Origin of the sequence: Bradyrhizobium brasilense (genome assembly GCF_029714345.1) — a bacterium.
Taxonomy (GTDB): Bacteria; Pseudomonadota; Alphaproteobacteria; order Rhizobiales; family Xanthobacteraceae; genus Bradyrhizobium; species Bradyrhizobium australafricanum.
The window spans coordinates 5,223,633-5,245,378 of record NZ_CP121669.1 but is presented as its reverse complement, the minus strand read 5'-3'; the positions used below and the strand labels follow the sequence as shown (position 1 = coordinate 5,245,378).

24 protein-coding genes are annotated in these 21,746 nt (G+C 63.9%); 17 read left to right on the top strand and 7 right to left on the bottom strand.

Annotated elements, in window-relative coordinates; translation table 11 throughout:
- Nucleotides 1-60 precede the first annotated feature (60 nt).
- Both QA635_RS24775 and QA635_RS24770 read left to right on the top strand, forming a co-directional pair.
- On the top strand, nucleotides 61-1,284 hold the full coding sequence (locus QA635_RS24775) for an MFS transporter (protein ID WP_283061874.1): 1,224 nt from the start codon (nucleotides 61-63) through the stop codon (nucleotides 1,282-1,284).
- A 62-nt stretch (nucleotides 1,285-1,346) separates the two neighbouring features.
- Nucleotides 1,347-1,691, top strand: coding sequence for a Lin0512 family protein (locus QA635_RS24770; RefSeq protein WP_076831854.1), 345 nt, complete (start codon nucleotides 1,347-1,349; stop codon nucleotides 1,689-1,691).
- 32 nt (nucleotides 1,692-1,723) lie between these two features.
- Here QA635_RS24770 and QA635_RS24765 read toward each other — a convergent pair whose 3' ends face one another.
- Complete coding sequence (locus tag QA635_RS24765) at nucleotides 1,724-2,605, bottom strand: SDR family oxidoreductase (protein ID WP_283061871.1); 882 nt, start codon at nucleotides 2,603-2,605, stop codon at nucleotides 1,724-1,726.
- A 94-nt stretch (nucleotides 2,606-2,699) separates the two neighbouring features.
- On the opposite strand from QA635_RS24765, the gene QA635_RS24760 reads away from it, so the two are divergent.
- Nucleotides 2,700-3,404 carry a glutathione S-transferase family protein gene (locus tag QA635_RS24760; RefSeq protein WP_283061869.1) on the top strand — a complete coding sequence of 235 codons (705 nt, stop codon included), beginning with the start codon at nucleotides 2,700-2,702 and terminating at the stop codon, nucleotides 3,402-3,404.
- Nucleotides 3,405-3,409: 5 nt separating this feature from the next.
- On the opposite strand, the gene QA635_RS24755 is transcribed toward QA635_RS24760, so the two are convergent.
- Nucleotides 3,410-3,955 (bottom strand): disulfide bond formation protein B, encoded by a 546-nt coding sequence (locus tag QA635_RS24755; protein ID WP_283061867.1) that lies wholly within the window; start codon nucleotides 3,953-3,955, stop codon nucleotides 3,410-3,412.
- 8 nt (nucleotides 3,956-3,963) lie between these two features.
- Nucleotides 3,964-4,122, bottom strand: coding sequence for a DUF5993 family protein (locus QA635_RS24750; RefSeq protein ID WP_016842788.1), 159 nt, complete (start codon nucleotides 4,120-4,122; stop codon nucleotides 3,964-3,966).
- 140 nt (nucleotides 4,123-4,262) lie between these two features.
- Here QA635_RS24750 and QA635_RS24745 point away from each other — a divergent pair, with 140 nt between their 5' ends.
- Both QA635_RS24745 and QA635_RS24740 read left to right on the top strand, forming a co-directional pair.
- Nucleotides 4,263-5,591, top strand: coding sequence for a dicarboxylate/amino acid:cation symporter (locus QA635_RS24745; protein WP_283061866.1), 1,329 nt, complete (start codon nucleotides 4,263-4,265; stop codon nucleotides 5,589-5,591).
- A gap of 346 nt (nucleotides 5,592-5,937) precedes the next feature.
- Nucleotides 5,938-6,582, top strand: coding sequence for a glutathione S-transferase family protein (locus QA635_RS24740; RefSeq protein ID WP_283061865.1), 645 nt, complete (start codon nucleotides 5,938-5,940; stop codon nucleotides 6,580-6,582).
- Between the two features lie 158 nt (nucleotides 6,583-6,740).
- Here QA635_RS24740 and QA635_RS24735 read toward each other — a convergent pair whose 3' ends face one another.
- Nucleotides 6,741-7,637, bottom strand: a complete 897-nt coding sequence (locus QA635_RS24735) for a LysR family transcriptional regulator (protein ID WP_283061863.1) — start codon at nucleotides 7,635-7,637, stop codon at nucleotides 6,741-6,743.
- A gap of 235 nt (nucleotides 7,638-7,872) precedes the next feature.
- Here QA635_RS24735 and QA635_RS24730 point away from each other — a divergent pair, with 235 nt between their 5' ends.
- The 5 genes from QA635_RS24730 (at nucleotide 7,873) to QA635_RS24710 (ending at nucleotide 12,804) form a co-directional block, all read left to right on the top strand.
- Nucleotides 7,873-8,640 carry an SDR family oxidoreductase gene (locus tag QA635_RS24730; RefSeq protein ID WP_283061861.1) on the top strand — a complete coding sequence of 256 codons (768 nt, stop codon included), beginning with the start codon at nucleotides 7,873-7,875 and terminating at the stop codon, nucleotides 8,638-8,640.
- Between the two features lie 84 nt (nucleotides 8,641-8,724).
- Nucleotides 8,725-9,516 (top strand): carboxymuconolactone decarboxylase family protein, encoded by a 792-nt coding sequence (locus QA635_RS24725; protein ID WP_283061860.1) that lies wholly within the window; start codon nucleotides 8,725-8,727, stop codon nucleotides 9,514-9,516.
- Nucleotides 9,517-9,626: 110 nt separating this feature from the next.
- A complete protein-coding gene (locus QA635_RS24720) occupies nucleotides 9,627-10,022 on the top strand; it encodes a (R)-mandelonitrile lyase (RefSeq protein ID WP_225159202.1) in 396 nt (131 codons plus the stop codon).
- A 441-nt stretch (nucleotides 10,023-10,463) separates the two neighbouring features.
- Nucleotides 10,464-11,708 (top strand): IS4 family transposase, encoded by a 1,245-nt coding sequence (locus QA635_RS24715; RefSeq protein ID WP_283071706.1) that lies wholly within the window; start codon nucleotides 10,464-10,466, stop codon nucleotides 11,706-11,708.
- A 331-nt stretch (nucleotides 11,709-12,039) separates the two neighbouring features.
- Nucleotides 12,040-12,804, top strand: a complete 765-nt coding sequence (locus QA635_RS24710) for an SDR family NAD(P)-dependent oxidoreductase (RefSeq protein WP_283061859.1) — start codon at nucleotides 12,040-12,042, stop codon at nucleotides 12,802-12,804.
- Between the two features lie 37 nt (nucleotides 12,805-12,841).
- On the opposite strand, the gene QA635_RS24705 is transcribed toward QA635_RS24710, so the two are convergent.
- The gene (locus tag QA635_RS24705; protein WP_283061858.1) at nucleotides 12,842-14,395 is read right to left on the bottom strand and encodes a winged helix-turn-helix domain-containing protein; all 1,554 of its coding nucleotides are present in this window, start codon (nucleotides 14,393-14,395) and stop codon (nucleotides 12,842-12,844) included.
- 163 nt (nucleotides 14,396-14,558) lie between these two features.
- Between QA635_RS24705 and QA635_RS24700 the strand changes: the two genes are divergently transcribed.
- From QA635_RS24700 to QA635_RS24690, 3 genes are all read left to right on the top strand, one after another.
- Nucleotides 14,559-15,599 (top strand): alpha/beta fold hydrolase, encoded by a 1,041-nt coding sequence (locus tag QA635_RS24700; RefSeq protein ID WP_283061856.1) that lies wholly within the window; start codon nucleotides 14,559-14,561, stop codon nucleotides 15,597-15,599.
- 76 nt (nucleotides 15,600-15,675) lie between these two features.
- On the top strand, nucleotides 15,676-16,185 hold the full coding sequence (locus QA635_RS24695; protein WP_283061855.1) for a cytochrome P460 family protein: 510 nt from the start codon (nucleotides 15,676-15,678) through the stop codon (nucleotides 16,183-16,185).
- Nucleotides 16,186-16,519: 334 nt separating this feature from the next.
- Nucleotides 16,520-16,888, top strand: a complete 369-nt coding sequence (locus QA635_RS24690) for an ArsC family reductase (protein ID WP_141713431.1) — start codon at nucleotides 16,520-16,522, stop codon at nucleotides 16,886-16,888.
- Between the two features lie 45 nt (nucleotides 16,889-16,933).
- Here QA635_RS24690 and QA635_RS24685 read toward each other — a convergent pair whose 3' ends face one another.
- Both QA635_RS24685 and QA635_RS24680 read right to left on the bottom strand, forming a co-directional pair.
- Entirely contained in the window at nucleotides 16,934-17,551 is a 618-nt protein-coding gene (locus tag QA635_RS24685) for a hypothetical protein (protein ID WP_283061853.1), read from the bottom strand.
- Nucleotides 17,552-17,554: 3 nt separating this feature from the next.
- Nucleotides 17,555-17,716 (bottom strand): hypothetical protein, encoded by a 162-nt coding sequence (locus QA635_RS24680; protein WP_283061851.1) that lies wholly within the window; start codon nucleotides 17,714-17,716, stop codon nucleotides 17,555-17,557.
- Nucleotides 17,717-18,055: 339 nt separating this feature from the next.
- On the opposite strand from QA635_RS24680, the gene QA635_RS24675 reads away from it, so the two are divergent.
- From QA635_RS24675 to QA635_RS24660, 4 genes are all read left to right on the top strand, one after another.
- Nucleotides 18,056-18,811: an ABC transporter ATP-binding protein gene (locus QA635_RS24675; RefSeq protein WP_016839877.1), complete on the top strand. Its 756-nt coding sequence runs from the start codon at nucleotides 18,056-18,058 to the stop codon at nucleotides 18,809-18,811.
- Nucleotides 18,804-19,547: an ABC transporter ATP-binding protein gene (locus tag QA635_RS24670; RefSeq protein WP_016839878.1), complete on the top strand. Its 744-nt coding sequence runs from the start codon at nucleotides 18,804-18,806 to the stop codon at nucleotides 19,545-19,547. Before QA635_RS24675 ends, QA635_RS24670 begins: the two co-directional genes overlap by 8 nt.
- 40 nt (nucleotides 19,548-19,587) lie before the next feature.
- Nucleotides 19,588-20,817: an ABC transporter substrate-binding protein gene (locus QA635_RS24665; protein ID WP_057019844.1), complete on the top strand. Its 1,230-nt coding sequence runs from the start codon at nucleotides 19,588-19,590 to the stop codon at nucleotides 20,815-20,817.
- Between the two features lie 64 nt (nucleotides 20,818-20,881).
- Nucleotides 20,882-21,745, top strand: coding sequence for a branched-chain amino acid ABC transporter permease (locus QA635_RS24660; protein WP_016839880.1), 864 nt, complete (start codon nucleotides 20,882-20,884; stop codon nucleotides 21,743-21,745).
- Nucleotide 21,746: the final 1 nt, after the last annotated feature.

The window sequence follows — 21,746 nt, the reverse complement described above, 5'->3', positions numbered from 1 at the left end:
CACTCCTGTCGATGGTCGGGAAACGCTATCTCTGTACTCTGACCAGGGCGGAGTGGACGCATGACGATCGAGACGGCCGTGATGCAGCAGAGCGAGGCGAAGCGATGGGCCACGGTCGCCATCGTGATCGGTTGCGGGATCGGCGCGGCGCTGCAGGTCGGCAAGGTTCCGATTGCCGCCTCGATGCTGCAACAGAGCCTCGGCATCGACCTTGCCACGGTCGGAACGATTGCCGGCATCTTTGCGGTCCTGGGCCTTGTCGGCAGCGTGCCGGCGGGCGTGGTGATTGCCGCGGTTGGTGCGCGCAAGGTGCTGCTGTGCGGGCTCGCGGCCGTCACGCTGGGGGCAGCCTCGGGCGCGCTCGCGCCACAGCTAGCGGTGCTGTTGGCATCGCGCCTGCTGGAAGGGCTCGGCTTCCTGCTGGTGATGGTCGCGGCTCCTGCATTGCTCGATCGTGTCGTCGATGTGAGCGCACGTGACGTCACCATGGCGGTGTGGAGCTGCGTGATGCCGTTCGGAATCGCGCTGGCGCTGGTCGCCGGCCCGATCTTCGATGGTTGGCGCACGATCTGGTGGGCCAGTGCTGCCTTTGTCGCCCTGCTGTTCGTGCTTGCCGGCGTCATTGTGCCTGAAGTGGCATCGCGGACCGGCCCGGCGCGGAGCGGCCTGATGCAGGAAGCCACCGCGCTGGCACAGCGCCGCACTCCGGCGCTTCTGATGGTGCTGTTTGCGCTCTACAGCCTGATGTTCTTTGCGTTGTTCAGCTTCCTGCCGATCCTGCTGACCGAGCGGCTCGGCGTGTCCAGCCAAGGCGCCGGCGGGCTCAGTGCGTTGGCCGCGGCCGGCAACATCGTCGGCAATCTCGCCGCCGGTCATCTGCTTGCGCGCGGCGTCAGCCGCAACCTGCTGATTGCCGTGGCGGCATTCGTGATGGGCGCGTCCGCGCTCGGAATCTTCCTGCCGGTGCTCGGCGGCTGGGACGCATTCTGGCTGTGCCTATTGTTCTCCGCCATCGGCGGCCTGATCCCGGCGACGTTGCTTGCAACCGCACCCGCCGCGGCGCGATCGGCGGCGATGGTACCGGTCATGATGGGCCTGTTGATGACGGGCAGCAATTTCGGCCAGGTCACCGGTCCGATCGCGGTCGGCGCCGTGGTCTCGGCATGGGGCTGGGGCGCGGCCTGCATCATGGTGGTGGCTGCGGCGATCCTTGCCGGTCTCGCGGCGTGGATGCTGGCGCGCGGCGATCACGACAGCGTAAGCGAGGCGAGGGACCCGGCTTGACGCCGCGCGCGCAGGGGCCGAAGGAGTGAAGGTCTCTCACGCCAACGACAACAGGAACCTTCATGACACGCGTGCGCTGTATCACCGAAATGGGCATGGGCGTCGACGTCCACGGCCGCGACGCCACCAAGGCCGCCAAGCGGGCCGTCTCAGACGCCATCCGTCATTCCAGCCTCGGCTTCTTCCGCATGCTCGGCAAGACCGCCAACGACATGTTCGTCGACGTCACGATCGCCGTGCCGAATCCCGAAGATGTCGACATCGAAGCGGTCGCGAAGGAATTGCCCTATGGCACCAAGACCGTGAAGGCGATCGCGGGCGGGCTTGAGATTCCGTCCGATCTCGGCAACGACCCGATCCTGATCGCGAACGCCGCCGTCATCGTCAGCTTCGACGACGGCAAGTGACGCAAGCGCGTCAGGCGACCGGCATGCGTGCGTTATTCGCCGCCTCTGAAATAGTCGGGCTTGCCGGTCGTCCAGGTCTCGCCCCAATGCTGGCCGCCGCCGTCGACGGTCAGCGTCTCGCCGGTGATGAACTTGCCGGAGGGCGCGGCGAGGTAGACGGCGGCCTCCGCAATGTCCCATGGCGTGCCCGGGCGCATCATCGGATTGGAGCGCGGATAGGCGGCGCGCGCCGCTTCGCTGTAAACGTTCCAGCCCTCGGTCTCGATCGCGCCGGGCGCGATGCAGTTGATGCGGATGTTCAGCGGCGCCCATTCGACCGCGAGCGCGCGCGACAGGCCGATCACGCCGGAGCGTGCCGCGATCGAGTGCGCAATGCCGTAGAGGCCGTGCGTCGTGACCACGACGATATTGACGATGCTACCGGGATGCTTGCGGTCGCGCCAGCGCTGCGCCGCGGCCTGCATCATGTACCAGGTGCCGTTGAGGTTGGTGTTGATGACCGCATTCCAGCCCTTGATCGAGACGTCGATCGCGGGTTGCGGGAACTGGCCGCCGGCGCTGTTGACGAGATGATCGACACGGCCGTGCTCGGTCCACAGCGCCTCGAACATCGCATTGACCGCGTCGGGATCCTTGATGTCGGCGACATGCGCGGACGCCTTGAGCCCGCGATGGCCGAGATGATCGACCAGTGCGTCGAGCCTGCCGGCATTGCGGCCGGCGACGACGACATGCGCGCCGAGCCGGGCGAACAGCCATGCGATGGCGCGGCCGATGCCGCCGGCGCCGCCGGACACCACGACTACCTGATCGGCGAGCGCATCGGCCGCGAACACGGTCGGGTGCGTTGCGAGTTCGTCATCGGAGAGGCCGAGCGTTGCGCCTGTTGTTGCGCCTGTCTGTTGATCGTTCATGGCCGGTTGCAGACCTTGCGGCTTTCACTGAGCTCCGTACATTAGCCGTCCATCAACAACCCTGCAAAGCAACAACCGTGCAAAGAATGTCGACATGACCGACTTGTCTGCCTTTCCCATCACCAAACGCTGGCCCGCCCAGCATCCGGACCGCCTGCAGCTCTATTCACTGCCGACGCCGAACGGCGTGAAGGTCTCGATCATGCTCGAGGAGATCGGGCTGCCTTACGAGGTCCATCTCGTCGACTTCAGCAAGGATGACCAGAAGACGCCGGAGTTCCTGTCGCTGAACCCGAACGGCAAGATCCCGGCGATCCTCGATCCCAACGGCCCAGGCGGCAAGCCGCTGCCATTGTTCGAATCCGGCGCCATTCTGCAATATCTTGCCGACAAGACCGGCAAGCTGCTGCCGGCGGACGCGGCGCGCCGCTATCAGGCGATCCAGTGGGTGCATTTCCAGATGGGCGGCATCGGACCGATGTTCGGCCAGGTCGGGTTCTTCCACAAATTCGCCGGCAAGGATTACGAGGACAAGCGGCCGCTGCAGCGCTACGTCGCCGAGTCGAAGCGCCTGCTCGGCGTGATGGAGACGCATCTCGCCGGACGGCAGTGGTTCATGGACGATGAATACAGCATCGCCGACATCTCGATGCTCGGCTGGGTGCGCAATCTGATCGGCTTCTACGGTGCTCGCGAGCTCGTCGAATTCGACCAGTTCACGCAGGTCGCGGCCTGGCTGGAGCGCGGTCTCAAGCGGCCGGCGGTGGAGCGCGGATTGAACATTCCGAAGCGTCCCTAAGCAACCTACTTCAGCAGCTCATAGACGATGGGATTGTCGGCACAGGCGGCAAAGCCACACTCGAGCAGGGTGGAGAGCACATTCAGCGCCGTCAGCCCGACCACCAGCCACACCGCACCTTGCGCGAACCTGCCGGGCGAGCTGCCCGGCGCCGCGCGGTGCGCGAACTGGCGGTCGAACAGCAGCATCGCCGCGAGCAGCACGATCGCCGCGATGAATCCGATCAGCGCCCACGTATAATAATGATAGCCGAGCAGCGCCGAACCGTAACCGGCGTCGCCGGGGAGGATGTGCAGCAGCACCTGCCGGGTCGAGACCGTGGCGCCGACGACGGCCGTCAGCAGCGACAACGCATAATGACTCGGCCGTGGCCCGAAGCGGATATTGAGGATCGGCCCGATCGCCAGCAGGGCGAACAGGATGCGCTGCAACAGACAGAGCGGGCAGGGCAGCTCGTGGAGCAGCAGCTGCGCGGCGAAGGCGGCGGCCAGTACCAGCGCCAGCCCATAGAGCGCGACGGCATTGAGGGTGACGGCCTGCGTGTCGTTCATGATTGGCCTCAGAACGACAAAGTGAGACGGTCGGTGGCGTGGTGCAGCAAGGTCGCGACGCAGGCGATCAGGATCACCGCGAACAGGCCGATCGCGACGGGGCGCGGGCCACGCCAGGCCACCAGCATGGCGATGGTGATGGCGAGAAACAATGCCGTGAATTCCATTCCCAGCCTCCCGATGCGAGCCGGCCGCAGTCTATGACAGATTCGTGTGCGCTCGCGACGGTGCGAATGGGCATTGTCGCTTGCGCACGGCTCCGCCAAGATGGCATCACCAGTTGAGTTCATCCCAGCCGGGGCACCTCATGACCACAGCCGCGATCAAGCCCGTTGCCCATCCCCGTCATCAGCCCTGGTACAAGATCCTCTACGTCCAGGTACTGATCGCGATCGTGGCAGGTGTCCTGATCGGATATTTCTATCCGAATCTCGGCAAGGAGCTGAAGCCGCTGGGCGACGGCTTCATCGCGCTGATCAAGATGATGATCGCGCCGGTCATCTTCTGCACCGTGGTGCACGGCATCTCCTCGATGGGCGACCTCAAGCGCGTCGGCCGGGTCGGGTTGAAGACCCTGATCTATTTCGAGGCGGTGTCGACGGTGGCGCTTGCGGTCGGTCTTCTGGTCGGCGAATTGCTGCAGCCCGGCCACGGCTTCAACATCGATCCTTCCACGATCGATCCGAAATCGGTCTCCAACTACGTCACGCAGGCCAAAGAGCAGGGCATCGTCGCTCATCTGATGGCGATCATTCCGGACAGCTATCTCGGCGCGGTCGCGCGCGGCGACCTTTTGCAGGTGCTGCTGATCTCGATCCTCTCGGGCTTCGCCATCGCTCTCATGGGCAAGGTCGGCGAGCCGATTGCATCCGCGATCGACACGGCCGCCAAGATGTTCTTCGGCATCATCCGGATCATCGTCCGCGTCGCGCCGCTCGGCGCATTCGGCGCGATGGCCTTCACGGTCGGCGCCTACGGCCTCGGCTCGCTGTTGAATCTGGCAGCGCTGATCGCGACCTTCTATCTCACCAGCATCCTGTTCGTGCTGATCGTGCTGGGCGCCATCGCGCGGCTCGCCGGCTTCTCGATCATCCGCTTCATCGCCTATATCAAGGACGAGCTCCTGATCGTGCTCGGCACGTCGTCGTCGGAGACGGTGCTGCCGCAGATGATCCAGAAGATGGAGCATCTCGGCGCCTCGCGCTCGGTGGTCGGCCTCGTGGTGCCGACCGGCTACAGCTTCAATCTCGACGGCACCAACATCTACATGACGCTGGCAACGCTGTTTCTGGCGCAGGCCACCAACACGCATCTGACGATCTGGCAGGAGCTCGGCATTTTGGGCGTCGCCATGATCACCTCGAAGGGCGCTTCCGGCGTCACCGGCGCCGGCTTCATCACGCTCGCCGCGACGCTGTCGATCGTGCCCGACATTCCGATCCAGTCGATCGCGATCCTGGTCGGCATCGACAAGTTCATGAGCGAGTGCCGCGCGCTCACCAACCTGATCGGCAACGGCGTCGCCTGCGTCGTGATCAGTCTGTCGGAAGGCGAGCTCGACAAGCAGGCGCTGCACGAGACGATGGCGCATCCGCTCGAGCTCGGCGAGGCGCTCGAGCCGGGCGGCTCAGGCTAGAGCACTATGAAGTGATGGGGCCGTCGCAGGGGGCGCTGCCAAAATATCGAAAACAACCCCATGCAAAGCACCGGCGGCGGCCGGTGTTCGACCAAGCAGCTTGACACGTCGGGCAACTCAGGGATATTCTTCTAATATTCCGAAATTGCGCAGGCGTCCGCTCTTCCCAAGGCGGTCGCATATGGCATTTGCGGGCTTCTGCAACTGACGCGTCGCAGGCGGGAGAGGGAACGCGTCTCGTTCGTGGCCGCAGCCTTGCGTGCATGATGCTCCATCGATAGTCCGTGGCGGGACTGACTCACCTCTGCGAGTTCGTCCATCCAGCCCAATCCAGGAACGCTTAACAATGCTCACCGTCTATGGCGAAGGTCGTGGCTTCCGTGTTGTCTGGCTGCTCGAGGAGTTGGGATTGGCTTATCGGCTGCGCCCGGTAGATCTGCTCGCAGCCGGCGGGGTTGATCGCGATTTCCTCGCGATCAACCCCGCCGGCTTCATTCCTGCACTGCAGGACGGCGAGACGATCATGGTCGAATCGATCGCGATTCTCGAGTACCTGCTCGCCCGCCCCGGCGCAGGTTCGCTTGCCGTCGCTCCGGACGATCCCGCCTTCGCGTCCTATTTGCAATTTCTCCACTTGGGCGAGGCCGGGCTCGCCGGGCCGATGAACGCCGTCATTGTCGGTCGCCAACTGGCGCCCGCAGCCGAGCGAGATGCCCGGGTTACCTGCTGGGCTCTCGAGACCTTCGAGAGCCGGCTGGGGTTGGTCATCCGCCGTCTCGCGGATTGCCCCTATCTCGCCGGCGACCGATTCACTGCTGCCGATATCTCGGTGAGCTACGCGCTCCTGCTCGGCATGCGAACCGGCAACTACGTCCCCGGTCCTACCGAGCGGGACTATCTCGCCCGCACGACGGCACGCCCTGCCTACGCGCGAGCGATGGAGAGCTGCCAGGCCACCAAGGCTTGGGCGGCGAGATCACCGGGATTGTAGTGCCCGCTTCAATCCGGCTGTGGCTCCGCGCTTACAAGTCTACTGCCCGGGCCGTGTACTCATAAGCGGTTGGCGCCTGATCCCCGCTTAACCCCCACAGCGGCGGAAAAAGTGGTCATCTCGCGAGATCGCCGAAGGCCCACAAGCAGAAGTGCCGCCTACTTCCCTCGATACCGAAGAGCTTCAACCAGCAGCGAGAATGCCGGTGAAGGTTGACGACGGCTAGGGTAGTACAGGTGGTATCCGGAAAATGGCGGACACCAATCCGACAGCACCCGAACGAGCCGTCCGTCGGAGACGTAGGGCTGCACGTTACGCTCCATCAGGTATGCGAGGCCAAAGCCGTTCAACGCCGCTTGCAAGAGCGGTCCTGCGCCGTTGAAGACGAGCTGGCCGTCGACCCGCACGTTGAGCGCACGGCCGTCCTTCTCGAATTCCCAAGCGTAGAGCCCGCCATGGGTCGGCAGGCGCAGGTTCAGGCAGTTGTGGCTGGTGAGATCCTGGGGGGTGCGCGGCCTCTTTCGGTTGGCAAAATATGACGGGGCGCCGACGACCGCCGACCGCAAATCCGGTCCAACGCGAACGGCAATCATGTCTTTCGCGACGAGTTCGCCAGGTCGGATGCCGGCGTCGTATCGCTGCGCGACGATGTTCGCCAGGCCGTAGTCGACAATGACTTCCACGGTGATGTCCGGGTAATTCGGCAGGATCTTCGCCAGGGCGGGCAGCAGGATCGCTTCGGCGGCGTGTTCGGTCGCGGTGATCCGGATGCTGCCAGCCGGTTTTTCCCGCAGCTCGCCAAGGGCCGACAGCTCGGCATCCATTTCCTCAAATTTCGGCCCGATGCTCCGGAGCAGGCGCTCTCCCGCCGGGGTCGGCGCAACGCTTCGCGTGGTGCGGTTGAGCAGCCTCACCCCGAGCCGTTCCTCCAGGCCGCGAACGGTCTGGCTGAGAGCGGATTGCGAAATACCGAGCTTGGCTCCCGCGCCGGTGAAGCTGCGCTCCCTTGCGACCGCCAGAAATGCGAGGAGGTCGCCTGCGTTCTCGCGGTTCATTCATAACCTCCACTAATGATTCCAATTAGGTTCTATCACCTAATCTTTAACGTCCGAAAGACCTAGGTTCAGCCTGGTCGGCGCGACGCGGCGGCAGGGAGCGCCTTTCGATGGCACTCGTCACGAGAGCGGCAGTGCCCGGTGTCTGGCCGAGGAGCATTCGAGGCGGAGGCGCTGAAACCGGCATGACAACCGAACGGATCGAATGATCTTGCAAGATGAAATGAGGAGCTGAATGAACCCCGTCTATGACTTCAAAGGACAGGTGGCCCTGGTCACCGGTGCCGCCAAGGGCATGGGACTGGCAACGGCGCGGATGTTCGCCGAGAGCGGCGCCTCCGTCGTGCTGGCCGACTTGGACGGCGATCTCGCCGCGAAGGAGGCGGAGCGGATCGTCCGAGACGGCGGCACCGCAATCGGCTTGGTCTGCGACGTCGCCGAAGAGGCGCAGGTGGCGGCGACGGTCGATCGCGCGGTCGCAGAATACGGACGGCTCGACATGGCGTTCAACAACGCCGGCATCCAAGTGCCGCCATCGGACGCCGCCGAGGAGCCGATCGAGCATTTCGAGCGCGTCACCGCGGTAAACCAGCGCGGCGTCTGGGCCTGCATGAAGCATCAGTTGCGCGTGATGCGCGATCAAGGGAGCGGCGCGATCGTCAATTGCTCTTCTTTGGGCGGTCTCGTCGGCCTCCCGCAACGCGCAGCCTATCACGGCACCAAACACGCCGTGCTCGGAATGACCAAGAGCGCGGGTGTCGAATATGCCCCGCGCGGCATCCGCATCAACGCGGTCTGCCCCGGCACAATCGATACGCCGATGGTCGCCGACATGCTCAAAGGCCAGGCCGACGCGATGGCCGAAATCATGAAGCAGCAGCCAATCGGCCGTCTCGGCCGGGCCGAGGAGGTCGCAGCCGCCGTGTTGTGGCTATGCAGTCCGGCCGCGAGTTTTGTCATCGGCGTGGGCCTGCCGGTCGACGGCGGCTTCACCGCGCACTGAGGACCATACCGCGGGGTATGCCGATATTAGGCATTTGCACGGATTCAGCCGGGCGGGGGCACGTTCAACAAGAAAGAGTTTCTGATGAGAGCCCTCGCGACGGTCGCCATTACGCTTTGCCTGGTGGCACAGGCCTCTGCCCGGACGGCGGCGACCAGGATGGAAGGAACCAAGGTCATGCCTACGACAGAAGACATTCGCGCCGTCGCGCCCGTCCTCGAAAAATATGCCAAAGGCGTCGTGCTCGGCGATCTGTGGAAGCGCCCGGGACTGTCGGCGCGCGACAGGAGCATCGTTACCGTCGCTGCTCTGATCGCGCGCGATCAGACGGTCGAACTGCCGTACTATCTCAATGTCGCGCTCGACAGCGGCGTGAAGCCCGCTGAGATCTCGGAGATCATCACGCATCTTGCATTCTATACCGGCTGGGCCAACGCCATTGACGCCGTTCCGGCAACAAAGGACGTGTTCAGGAGCCGCAATATCGGAGCCGATCAACTGCCGTCGGCTTCCGGACCACAACTTCCGCTGGACGAGGCGGCGGAGTCGCAGCGGGCCACGCGCGTCGGGCAGCAATTCGGACAGATCACGCCCAGCCTCGTGCAGTACACGACCGACGTGCTGTTCCGAGACCTCTGGCTGAGGCCGGGACTCGCGCCGCGGGACAGGAGCCTGGTCACCGTCAGCGCCTTGATCGCGACCGGCCAGGTCGCCCAGGTCACCTATCATTTGAACCGGGCGATGGACAACGGGTTGACGAAAGAGGAGGCCGGAGAGGTCGTCGGCCATCTTGCTTTCTATGCGGGTTGGCCCAACGCGTTCTCGGCCGCAGCGGTGGTCAAGGAAGTCATCGAGAAAAGGCCCCGCTCGCAATGACGTATTCACGTCGACAAGTCGTCGTCGCCACCGCAGCGTTTGCTGCATTTGCCGCGACGAGCGCCGGCGCGGAAAGCTCGAACGTGCAGCGAAGGAGTTCGGATATGGATATCGACATCAAACGAAACGGCTCTCGTCCCGCCGCCCAGGGGTCTGCGGACTGGTTCACCGGATCGGTCCGCATCGACCCTCTGTTCCAAGCTCCGGATCCCGCACGCGTCGGCGCCGGCCAAGTCACGTTCGAGCCCGGCGCCCGGACCGCCTGGCACACGCATCCGCTCGGGCAAACGCTGATCATCACGGCGGGGCTCGGCTGGGTGCAGCGCGAGGGCGGGCCCGTCGAGGAGGTCCGTCCAGGCGACGTCGTATGGTTTCCGCCCGGGCTGAAGCACTGGCACGGCGCTTCGACTACCACCGCAATGACGCATATCGCCATCCAGGAATCAGTGAATGGCAAGAACGTGGATTGGATGGAGAAGGTCTCCGATGAGCAGTATCGAAGGTGAGTTGAGGGCTCAGCGCAAAGACGAAATGATCGACGCCTCCGCCGATGTGACGCGGACGCCCTCGCGTCGCTCCCGAAGGCACACCGCGGACGGACTCTGAGAGGATGCAAAGCTTTGTCCTCACCCACCGTTGTCGTCGCCCGGCCGGGCGATGACGCCGCGGGGTGTGACATCTTGAATTGCGACTCATCCTCACCGTCGTCCCTGCGAAAGCACTAGCGTCTCTACACGGTTTTGGGGCGCGACAGATTGACTCGGTGCAGCAAGAAGTGGCGTCTCTGCAGCATGTTGTATGATTCTCTCACGGGCGCTTTGATTCGAAGGAGCGCCAGCGATGCAGCCGGATTTGTCTTTGGGTGAGTTCGGGGACGTTCGTCTCGACAAAAGGGGGCGACGCTTCTCCGGGCTATGCTTTGCACGCGCAGCGTCTGCTTGCGCCAGATGGCCCGGGGCGATTGGGCTGCCAATATGGCGTTCTGGCGGTTTGTGAACAACCCCCAAGTCACGATCGATAAATTGATTGAGGGCTGGAGCGCGCAGACGCGGACTGCGGTCAGCGGGCGTCATGTGCTGGCGATCCAGGATACGAGCGAGGTCAAGTTCCAGACCCAGGCGGGACGGCGGCGCGGGCTGGGCAAAGTCGGCAAGGGCAATGCTCGCGGCGTGCTGTTGCATGCGATGATGGCGGTGGATGCCGACAGCGGGGTCTGTCTTGGCCTTACTGGCGGCAACGTTTGGACGCGCAAAGGCAAGGTAAAAATCCCGCATGAGCGGCGCGCCTTGGCCGACAAGGAGTCGGCGCGCTGGGTGACGGCCGCCGAGCAAGGCCGCGACGTCCTGGCAGATGCCCGCATGATCACCGTCGTCAACGACCGCGAGGGGGATTTCTTTGCTCACTGGGCGCTGACGCCAGCTGAGAATGTCCATCTTCTGTCGCGTGCCATGCACGACCATGCGCTGGTCGATGGCGACACACTTTATCAGGCGGTCGAGCGGAGCCGCTTCTGCGACAACGCGGTGATCGATCTGCCGCAGCGAATGGATCGGCGCGGCCGGCAGGCCCATCTCTCGATGCGCTTCGGAACCGTCGTGCTCAAGCGGCCGCAGAGGCCCGGCGTCACCGACTTGGCGGAGGGCATCAAACTCAGCTTCGTAGAAGTGGTCGAGTTGCATCCGCCGAGAGGTGCGGAGCCCATTCGCTGGCTGCTCCTGACCACTCATACGGTCGCCACCGTTAAAGACGCCTGGCAGATCGTCTCCTGGTACCGCCAGCGCTGGATCATTGAGCAACTCTTTCGCTCGCTGAAGAGCCAGGGTTTGCGCATCGAGGATAGTCAGATCGAGAGCGCCGAAGGCCTGATCAAGCTCGTGGCGGTCGCCACCAGAGCGGCATGTATCGTCATTCAACTCGTTCAGGCCCGCAACAGTGGCGAAGAATTGCCGGCTGAATTTGTCTTCACCGCAGAAGAGATCGAGACGCTCAGGGCCATCAACAAAACCATGAAAGGTCGCACCGAGCTTCAGAAAAACCACCATCGCCCCAACACTCTTGCTTGGGCGGCATGGATCATCGCAAAACTCGGCGGATGGACCGGCTACGCCTCCCACCGTCCACCTGGACCAATCACCTTCCACACCGGAATGGCCCGCTTCCAAATCCTCGCAAATGGCCCGACAAACGTGTAGATGCACTAGTGCGAAAGCAGGGACCCATAACCACCGATGGTCATCGTCGAGCGATGCCAGAACGACGAGTCCCGTCCACAACATCCGCCGCGGAATATGGGTCCCTGCTCCGTGCGCAATAGCGCACTCGGCAGGGACGACAAGTGGAGAGAGCCTTGTCCCCTACACCTGTCATCGCCCGGCACTCGACCGGGCGACTCAGTACGCCGCGGCCTCTCGGCTCAACACCCGCATGCGCGGGTGATGACACTGAGCAAGCTGAGTAAGCCAATTCCGTCACTCTGAGCAGCGCCGCCTATTCGACGAGATCCAGCATTTTGAAAGGTCAGCAATGGTAGACAGCTTCGAAGGAAAGGTTGCGCTTGTTACCGGCGCCGCTGGTGGCATTGGTCTGGCGACAGCCAGGGCATTTGGTGTTGCAGGAGCGTCCGTGGTCGTTGCAGACAGCAACACAGCGTTGCTCGAAACTGCCGCTGCGGAACTGCGGTCCGCGGGTCATGACGTCCTTGCCATCGGCTGCGATGTAACGGATCGGGGCCAGGTGAACGCAATGATCGAGCAGGCGTTCGAGACTTACGGGAAGCTCGATGCAGCATTCAACAATGCGGGCATCAACTGCGATGCTGCGCCATTGGTTGAAACGGAAGATGCCGAGTTTGACAACATCATCGATGTCAATCTGCGGGGGGTGTGGAACTGCATGAAGGCCGAGCTTCGCCACATGACCGCACAAAGAAGCGGCGCAATCGTCAACTGCTCGTCGATCGGCGGGATGAGGGGCTCCAAAGGGCGCGCCGCCTATTCCGCCAGCAAGTTCGGGGTGATAGGTCTCACCCGCGCCTCCGCACTCGATTATGCCGGGAAGGGCATCCGTATCAACGCGGTATGCCCGGGCATTATCGGCAATACTCCGATGGCGAAGCGGGTAACAAAGAGCAACGATCCAGAGATCGTCAAGGCGTTCGTAGCAGCCGAACCGATCGGACGCCTTGGCGAACCTGAAGAAATCGCTGCGGCTGTTCTATGGTTATGCGGTTCGGCGGCAAGCTTTGTGGTCGGCCATGCCTTGGTGGTCGATGGAGGTATTTTGGCCTAACCAGCGGGTGAATGATCGTCGCGTCCTCCGAGCGGTGTCAGTCCGGGACGCCGGCCGCCTTCAGTGTCTCACGATAAGTCGCGGACATCGCTTCCACCGGAAACGGGATTCGTGACAGGAAGCCGGAGATCGTGAACTCCGGGTCGATCCTGAGCAGCTCGCGCGCGATCTGGGCCGCACGCGCGGTGTCGCCGGTCTTGACCAGCGCCACGATCAGGACGCGCAGCGCCACCGCGAAGCGGCGGTTCTGCGCCAGCGCCTTGTCGGCCCACATCACCGCCTCGGCAAAATTCTGGTCGAGCACCGCGCAGATCGCCAGCGCCGCGGAGGCGAACCAGCCGCGCGGGTCGCGCGGGTTCAGCCGCTGCGCGCGCTCGATCATGGCGCGTCCGGCTTTCTGATTGCCGCGCATCGCCTCGATCCAGCCGCCGAGCACGAGCGCCATCGCCGAGTTCGGATTGATCGCCAGCGAGCGCTCGAACAGGTCGCGCGCGGGCTCGATCTCGTCGGCCATGTTCCAGATCGCGAACGCCGCCATCCACAGCACCTGCGGGTCACCAGGCGCGAGCTCGACCGCGCGCCAGGCCTGCGCGACCGCGCGTTCGCGATAGGCGTCGTTCGGCTTCAGCCAGCCCTGGACATGGCGCATCGCATGACAATAGGCCGAGGCTGCCAGCGCGGGCGCGTAGGTGGGGTCGAGCGCCAGCGCCTGATCGAGGCAATCGAGTGCCGCTGCCATGCTCTCGGGCGTGAACTCGTATCGCAGGCTATAGGCGCGCAGCAGCAGATCGTAGGCGTCGAGCCTGTCGGGCGGCGCTGCCCGCACCCGCTCGGCTTCCGCGACGAGTAGCGTCGGCTCGATCGCGCCGACCACGCTCTCGGTGATGCGGTCCTGCAGGTCGAACACATCAGTCGCGGCGCCATCGAAGCGGTCGGCCCACAGATGCGCGCCGGAGACGGCGTCGATCAGCTGCCCGGTGATGCGCAACCGATCGCCGCCGCGGCGGACGCTGCCTTCGAGCACATAGCCGACGCCGAGATCGCGGCCGACCTGGCGGATGTCGACCGCCTTGCCCTTGTAGGTGAAGGCGGAGTTGCGCGCGATCACGGTGAGGCGGCTGCAACGCGCCAGCGCCGTGGTGATGTCCTCGGCAATCCCGTCGGCGAAATAATCCTGTTCGGGGTCGCCGCTCATATTGGTGAAGGGCAGCACCGCGATCGACGGGCCCTCGCTCGGCCGCGGCGGGCTGGCATTGTCTGCAACCGGACGATCGTGCGCGGTGTCCTCCCTGACATCGCCGACAAAGCGGAGACCCTTGCGGGGCAGGGTGCGGATCAGCCGCTGCTCCTCGCCATTGTCGCCGATCGCCGTCCGCGCGGCGTTGATCCGGCTGCTCAGCGTCGCTTCCGAGACGATCCGGCCGTGCCAGACCGCGGCCAGCACCTCGTCGCGGCTGACCACCCGATCGCGGGCGCGGATCAGGAACTCGATGAGGTCGAAGACCTGCGGCTCGACGGCCACCAGAGCATCGCCACGGCGCAGCTCACGGCGCTCGGAGTCGAGGGTCAAGTCGTTGAAATGGTAAGTCAAATTCGATGGTCCGGCGGCCGGCGGCTGAATCGGTGGCGGAACCTAGCACAGGCCGCCCGGAGCCAAAATCACGACGGTCTGAAGGACAAATCCACGTCCTCTGAAAGCGGACGGGGGCGGTCTCTGCAATATTCCATCCCGACACCAGATGCAGGAGATCGCCATGTCGCAGTCCATCAACCAGCAACGCCGCCGCTTCCTTGGCATCGCCGGCGGGATCCTTGCCGCCTCCAGGCTCGGCTTCATCGGTTCGGCTCAGGCCCAGTCCAAGCCGGCGCTGCCTGCGATCAAGGCCGGCGCCCACACCTCGATCGGTCCCGTCAAGCAGATCAATGCCGGCGTGCTTGATACCGGTTATGTCGAGATGGGTCCTGCGTCCGGTCCCGCAGTGATCCTGCTGCACGGCTGGCCCTACGACATCCACAGCTATGCCGACGTCGCGCCGGCGCTGGCCGAGGCCGGCTACCGCGTGATCGTGCCGCATCTGCGCGGCTACGGCACGACGCGCTTCCTCGCCAGCGACACGATGCGCAGCGGCCAGCCGGTCGCGGTCGCCGCCGACATTATTGCCTTGATGGACGCGTTGAAGATCGAGAAGGCCGTGCTCGGCGGCTACGATTGGGGCGCGCGCACCGCCAACATCATGGCGGTGCTCTGGCCCGAGCGCTGCAAGGCCATGGTCTCGGTCAGCGGCTATCTGATCGGCAGCCAAGCCGCGGGCAAGATGCCGCTGCCGCCGAAGGCCGAACTGCAATGGTGGTACCAGTTCTATTTCGCGACCGAGCGCGGCCGCGAGGGCTATGCCAAGAACCGGCATGATTTCAACAAGCTGATCTGGCAGCTCGCTTCGCCGCAGTGGAAGTTCGACGACGCCACCTATGACCGCAGCGCTGATGCCTTCGAGAATCCCGATCACGTCGACATCGTAATCCACAATTACCGCTGGCGGCTTGGTCTCGCCGAAGGCGAGGCGAAGTACGACGCGTTCGAGAAGACGCTCGCCCAAGCGCCTGTCATCGCGATCCCGACCATCACGATGGAGGGCGATGCCAACGGCGCGCCGCATCCCGAGCCCGCGGCCTATGCCAAGAAATTCTCCGGCCACTATGAGCATCGGCTCCTGACCGGCGGCATCGGCCACAATCTGCCGCAGGAAGCGCCGCAGGCCTTCGTCCAGGCCATCATCGACGTCAGCAAGGCCTAGAGCGTTTTCGAGCGAAGTGGGTACCGGTTCGCGTGAAGAAAACGCGTCAAACAAGAGCGAGCGCGGACGAGGGATCATGAGACAGGTTTTGAAATGGGCAGCTGCCGCGATCGCGGCAGCCTGCATCAGCGCGTCATTGCCGTTTGCCGCCGGGCATGCCGACGATGCGGCACTGGCATCGCCGATCTTCGGCGTGAAAATTCCTGACGGCTATCGCGACTGGAAGCTGATCGCGGTCGGCGAGGAGACCGGGCTGGATGAACTTCGCAGCGTGCTCGGCAACGCGACCGCCGTGAAGGCCTATCAGGACGGCGCCGCGCGTTTCCCCGACGGCACCGTGCTGGTCAAGCTCGCCTGGAAGCGCACGCCGGTTGCAGGCCTCGACGGCGCCTTCATCACGGGGCCGGCGACCACGGTCCAGGTGATGGTCAAGGACGCCGCCAAATATGCCTCGACCGGAGGCTGGGGCTTTGGCCGCTTCATCGACGGCAAGCCGGTCGATGCCGCGCAGCACGAGACGTGTTTTGCCTGCCACAAGGCCCACGCCAGCGATCACGATTTCGTCTTTACGCATTATGCGCATTGAGTGCGATCAACCGCCCTCATCGTCGTCCTGGCGAAAGCCAGGACCCATTACCCCAAATCTCAGTCATTGCGCGACGCTGGGGCCGCGATTCCCATTCACAATCAACTGCGGTGGTTATGGGTCCTGGCTTTCGCCAGGACGACGGCGGTGTTTCTGGCGAGCGCCATGCACCAATCACGGAGATGCCGCGGCGTACTGGGTCCCCCGGTCGAGCCGGGGGACGACACCGAGGATGGCACTACGCCTTCTTCACGTCCTCGCGGCGCGGTCTGATCTGGCGTTGCCGTTGCCGCGAGGCTAATTTCCCCGCCGCAATCGCATGCGGGGAACGGCTTTGACCATCACCATCTACGGCATCAAGAACTGCGACACCATGAAGAAGGCGCGGGCCTGGCTCGACGATCACGGCGTCGCCTACGACTTCCACGACTACAAGACCGCCGGGATCGCCAAGGACAAGCTCAAGCAGTGGAGCGACGAGGTCGGCTGGGAGACGCTGCTCAACCGCGCCGGCACGACCTTCAAGAAGCTGCCCGATGCCGACAAGGAAGGGTTGAACGAGCGCAAGGCGCTGGCGCTGATGGCCGAGCAACCCTCGATGATCAAACGTCCGGTGCTCGATCTCGGGGGCAAGCGCGTGGTCGGCTTCAAGCCGGACATCTACGCCAAGGAAGTGCCGGCGAAGGTGCGCAAGAAGGGGTGAGGCGCTTCCAGTGATGGGGTGAGCGCTTCGCGAGAAGTGACGAGTCTAGATCAGCTCGACTGATTCATGGCTCGCCGGACCATCCGCGGGCACGAACCTGCGGTCGATCACGGCCCGCTCCGTGACCACCGGGGCCGACTTCGCCGCCACGCCCATCAGATTGTGCAGCCGGAAGCCGCCGTCGATGCTGATCGCCTTGTAGGAGCCGATGATGTGCTCGACGCTGTCGCCGCGTCCGAACGGCAGCAGCAGCCGCTCATAGGAAACGTCCTTGCCGTCGGCGTCCGTGACCTCCGCAACCGTATAGGTCGGACGCTTGCGCGCGAGGCAAGCACGATAGGACAGGATCACGCCGGCATAGCGCTCGGGTCCGATCGCATCATCGAGATAGCGGTTGGTGCGCAGCGGCGGCTCGATGTGCTCGTTGCCATAGGCCGTCGTCAGCCTCGCGCCTTCCTGCGTAATCAGGAAACGTGCGGCCTCGCCACTGCCGACCACGTCAAAGCTCATCATGTCGGCGCGCTCGTCGGCGGTGCCCTCGGTGTGGAAGTCGCACAATGGGGGAAGCGCGTCCGGCATGCGCAGCGCGCGCAGCCAGGAGTTCAGCAGCACACGCTGCGTGATCGATTTGACCACCGATGGATCGGCACTTCTGAATTGCATCGGCTAGCCGAATTCAGGCACATCCCCGAACGGGATGCGGCCAGGGACAAGTTCATCGATCTGCGGGATGGTTTGGCTGCGGGCATAAAGTCGCAGCCACGTGCCGGGGAAATCACGTTGCGGGATCGATTTGACGACTGAAGGATTGGCGCGCTCGAAATGCAAGGCTCTAGCCGTTCATCATGCAATGGCCGGAGCTTCGGCGAGAGGCGCAAATATTCTATGAAAGTGGGAGTCCGGAGCAAAACACCGTTAACGACCGCTTTCCCGAGGCGCAAAGCGCACCGAAATGCCATTCGACTAAGGATCAACCGGAACCGGTCACGCTGATGCCGCACTGCACAGCTTTCCACCTTGCGTAACCGCCGCAGATGACGGCATATTCCGGCCCGGAGGCGACGGGCCCTGGACGGTTTCCAAGACGTATCGGACGCCTGTCGGACACGAAAAAAGCTGGCCACGCGGGCGAGGGGCTTCGCAGCGATGGCGTATGGGGGAATCTATTTGGCCGATGAGTTCATCCTCGAAACCAGCGGATTGACCAAGGAATTCGCGGGTTTCTTCGCCGTTCGCGACGTCGCGTTGAAAGTGCGTCGGGGCAGTATCCATGCGTTGATCGGGCCGAACGGCGCCGGCAAGACGACCTGTTTCAATCTGCTGACCAAATTCCTGAAGCCGTCGGCAGGCCAGATTCGCTACAAGGGCCACGACATCACCGCGATGCCGCCGGCCGACGTGGCGCGCCTCGGGCTGGTCCGTTCGTTTCAGATTTCGGCGGTATTTCCGCATCTGACCGCGCTTGAGAACGTTCGCGTGGCGCTGCAGCGGCAACACGGTTCGTCGTTCGATTTCTGGCGCTCGAAAAGCGTGCTCGACCGCTTCAATCCGCGCGCCCACGAGCTCCTGAACGACGTCGGCTTGAGCGAATTCGCCAATACGCCGGCGGTCGAGATGCCGTACGGCCGCAAGCGCGCACTTGAAATTGCAACGACGCTCGCGCTCGACCCCGAGATGATGCTGCTCGACGAGCCGATGGCCGGCATGGGCCACGAGGACATCGACAAGATCGCGGCGCTGATCAAGCGGATCTCCGCGAAATACACCATCCTGATGGTCGAACATAACCTCTCGGTGGTGGCCAACCTCTCCGACATCATCACCGTGCTGACGCGCGGGCAGGTGCTGGCGGAGGGCAACTACGCCGACCTCTCCAAGGACGAGCGCGTGAAGGAAGCCTATCTGGGAGCGGGTCATGGCTGAGGCAAAACTGGCGGAGAAGCCCGTCGCTGCGGCCGGCGCCGACGTGCTGACGGTCAAGGATCTGCAGGCCTGGTACGGCGAATCCCACATCCTTCACGGCATCAATTTCAACGTGAAGGCCGGCGAGGTGGTGACGCTGCTCGGCCGCAACGGCGCCGGCAAGACCACCACGTTGAAGTCGGTGATGGGCGTGATCGGCAAGCGCTCCGGCTCGATCCGCTTCGACAATCAGGAAATCATCCGCGCCACCTCGGACAAAATCGCGCGGCTCGGCATCGCATTCTGTCCCGAAGAGCGCGGCATTTTCGCCAGCCTCGACGTGCGCGAGAACCTGTTGCTGCCGCCGGTGGTGCGGCCGGGCGGCCTGCCGCTCGACCAGATCTTCACGCTGTTTCCCAACCTGAAGGAGCGCCTCACCAGCCAGGGCACCAAGCTCTCGGGCGGCGAGCAGCAGATGCTGGCGATCGCGCGCATCCTGCGCACCGGCGCGCGCTTCCTGATGCTGGACGAGCCGACCGAAGGGTTGGCGCCGGTCATCATCCAGCAGATCGGGCACACCATTGCGCGCCTGAAGTCGCAGGGATTCACGATCCTGTTGGTCGAACAGAATTTCCGTTTCGCCTCGACCGTTGCGGACCGCTATTACATTGTCGAGCACGGCAAGGTGATCGACGGCTTCGCGAATTCCGAGCTGTCGGCCAACATGGACAAGCTCCATACCTATCTCGGCGTCTGATATCGCCAGAACCAGAAAATTTAGGACGAGGGAATACGACATGAAGAACAAGATTTCGGCGCTCCTGCTCGGCACCGCGATGGTGCTCTCGGCTGCAAGCGTCGCCTCCGCCCAGGAAAAGCTCGACAAGACGGTCAAGATCGGCGCGCTGTCGGATCAGTCCGGCCTCTACGCCGATCTCGCCGGCCCCGGCTCGACGCTGGCGGCGCAGATGGCGATCGAGGACTCCGGCCTCAAGGCCAAGGGCTGGACCATCGACCTGATCTCCGGCGATCACCAGAACAAGCCCGATATCGGCACCACCATCGCCCGCCAGTGGTTCGACGTCGACAAGGTCGACACCATCGTCGACGTGCCGAATTCCGGCGTCGCGCTCGCGGTCAACAACGTCGTGAAGGAAAAGAACGGCGTCTACATCAATTCGGGCGCCGCCACCTCGGATCTCACCAACGCGCAGTGCTCGCCGAATACCGTGCACTGGACCTACGACACCTACATGCTCGCCCACGCCACCGGCCAGGCGCTGGTGAAGGCGGGCGGGGACACCTGGTTCTTCCTCACCGCGGATTACGCGTTCGGCGCCGCGCTCGAGCGCGACACCACGTCCGTCGTCACCGCCAATGGCGGCAAGGTGGTCGGCGGCGTCAAGCATCCGCTCAACACCGCTGACTTCTCCTCCTTCCTGCTGCAGGCCCAGGCTTCCAAGGCCAAGATCATCGGCCTCGCCAATGCCGGCGGCGACACCACCAACTCGATCAAGCAGGCGGCCGAGTTCGGCATCGTCAAGGGTGGCCAGAAGCTCGCGGCGCTGCTGCTGTTCCTCACCGACGTCAAGGCGATCGGGCTCGAGACCGCGCAGGGCCTCAACTTCACCGAGACGTTCTACTGGGACCTCAACGACAAGACCCGCGCCTTCTCCAAGCGCTTCTCGGAGCGGATGAAGAACAGCGCGCCCCCGACCATGGTGCAGGCCGGCGTCTATGCGGGTCTCATGCATTACTTCAAGGCGCTGGAAGCGCTCGGCGGCAATCCGCATGACGGCGCCAAAGTGGTCGCGAAGATGAAGACGATCCCGACCGACGATCCGCTGTTCGGCAAGGGCGAGGTCGAGGCCAACGGCCGCGTCACCCACGACGCCTATCTGTTCGAAGTGAAGAAGCCTTCGGAGTCCAAGGGACCGTGGGACTTCTACAAGCTGGTCGGCACCGTGCCGGGCAACCAGGCCTTCACGCCGCTCGACAAGAGCGCCTGCGCGCTTCTGAAGAAGTGACGATCATGCCCGCCGGCCATGCGCGTGGCCGGCGGGCTTCATCTATCTAGCGAAAGCTCATTCGATGCAGGCTCTCTACGCACAGCTTCTGGTGGGACTGATCAACGGCTCGTTTTACGCGCTGCTCAGTCTGGGGCTCGCCGTCATCTTCGGCATGCTCAACATCATCAATTTCGCGCATGGCGCGCTCTACATGATGGGCGCCTTCGTGGCGTATTTCCTGCTCAATTTGGGCGGCATCAATTACTGGTGGGCGCTGATCATCGCACCCGTCGTGGTCGGCATCTTCGGCATGATCCTCGAGCGGACCATGCTGCAATGGCTGACCGGCCTCGACCATCTCTACGGATTGCTGCTGACCTTCGGCATCGCGCTGATCGTGCAGGGCGTGTTCCAGAACTATTTCGGCTCCTCGGGCCTGCCTTACTCGATCCCGGATCAGCTCAAGGGCGGCGTCAATCTCGGCTTCATGTTCCTGCCGATCTATCGCGGCTGGGTCGTCATCTTCTCGCTCGTGGTGTGCCTTGCCACCTGGTTCCTGATCGAGAAGACGCAGCTCGGCGCCTACCTGCGCGCCGCGACCGAGAACCCGACGCTGGTGCGCGCGTTCGGCATCAACGTGCCGCGCATGATCACGCTGACCTACGGGCTCGGCGTCGGTCTTGCCGCGCTTGCCGGCGTGCTGTCGGCGCCGATCAACCAGGTCCGCCCGCTGATGGGCGCCGATCTCATCATCGTGGTGTTCGCGGTGGTCGTGATCGGCGGCATGGGCTCGATCATGGGCTCGATCATCACCGGCTTCGCGCTCGGCGTGATCGAGGGACTGACCAAGTATTTTTATCCCGAGGCCTCCAACACCGTGGTGTTTGTCCTGATGGTGGTGGTGTTGCTGGTGAAGCCAACGGGACTGACGGGACGGGCGGCTTGAT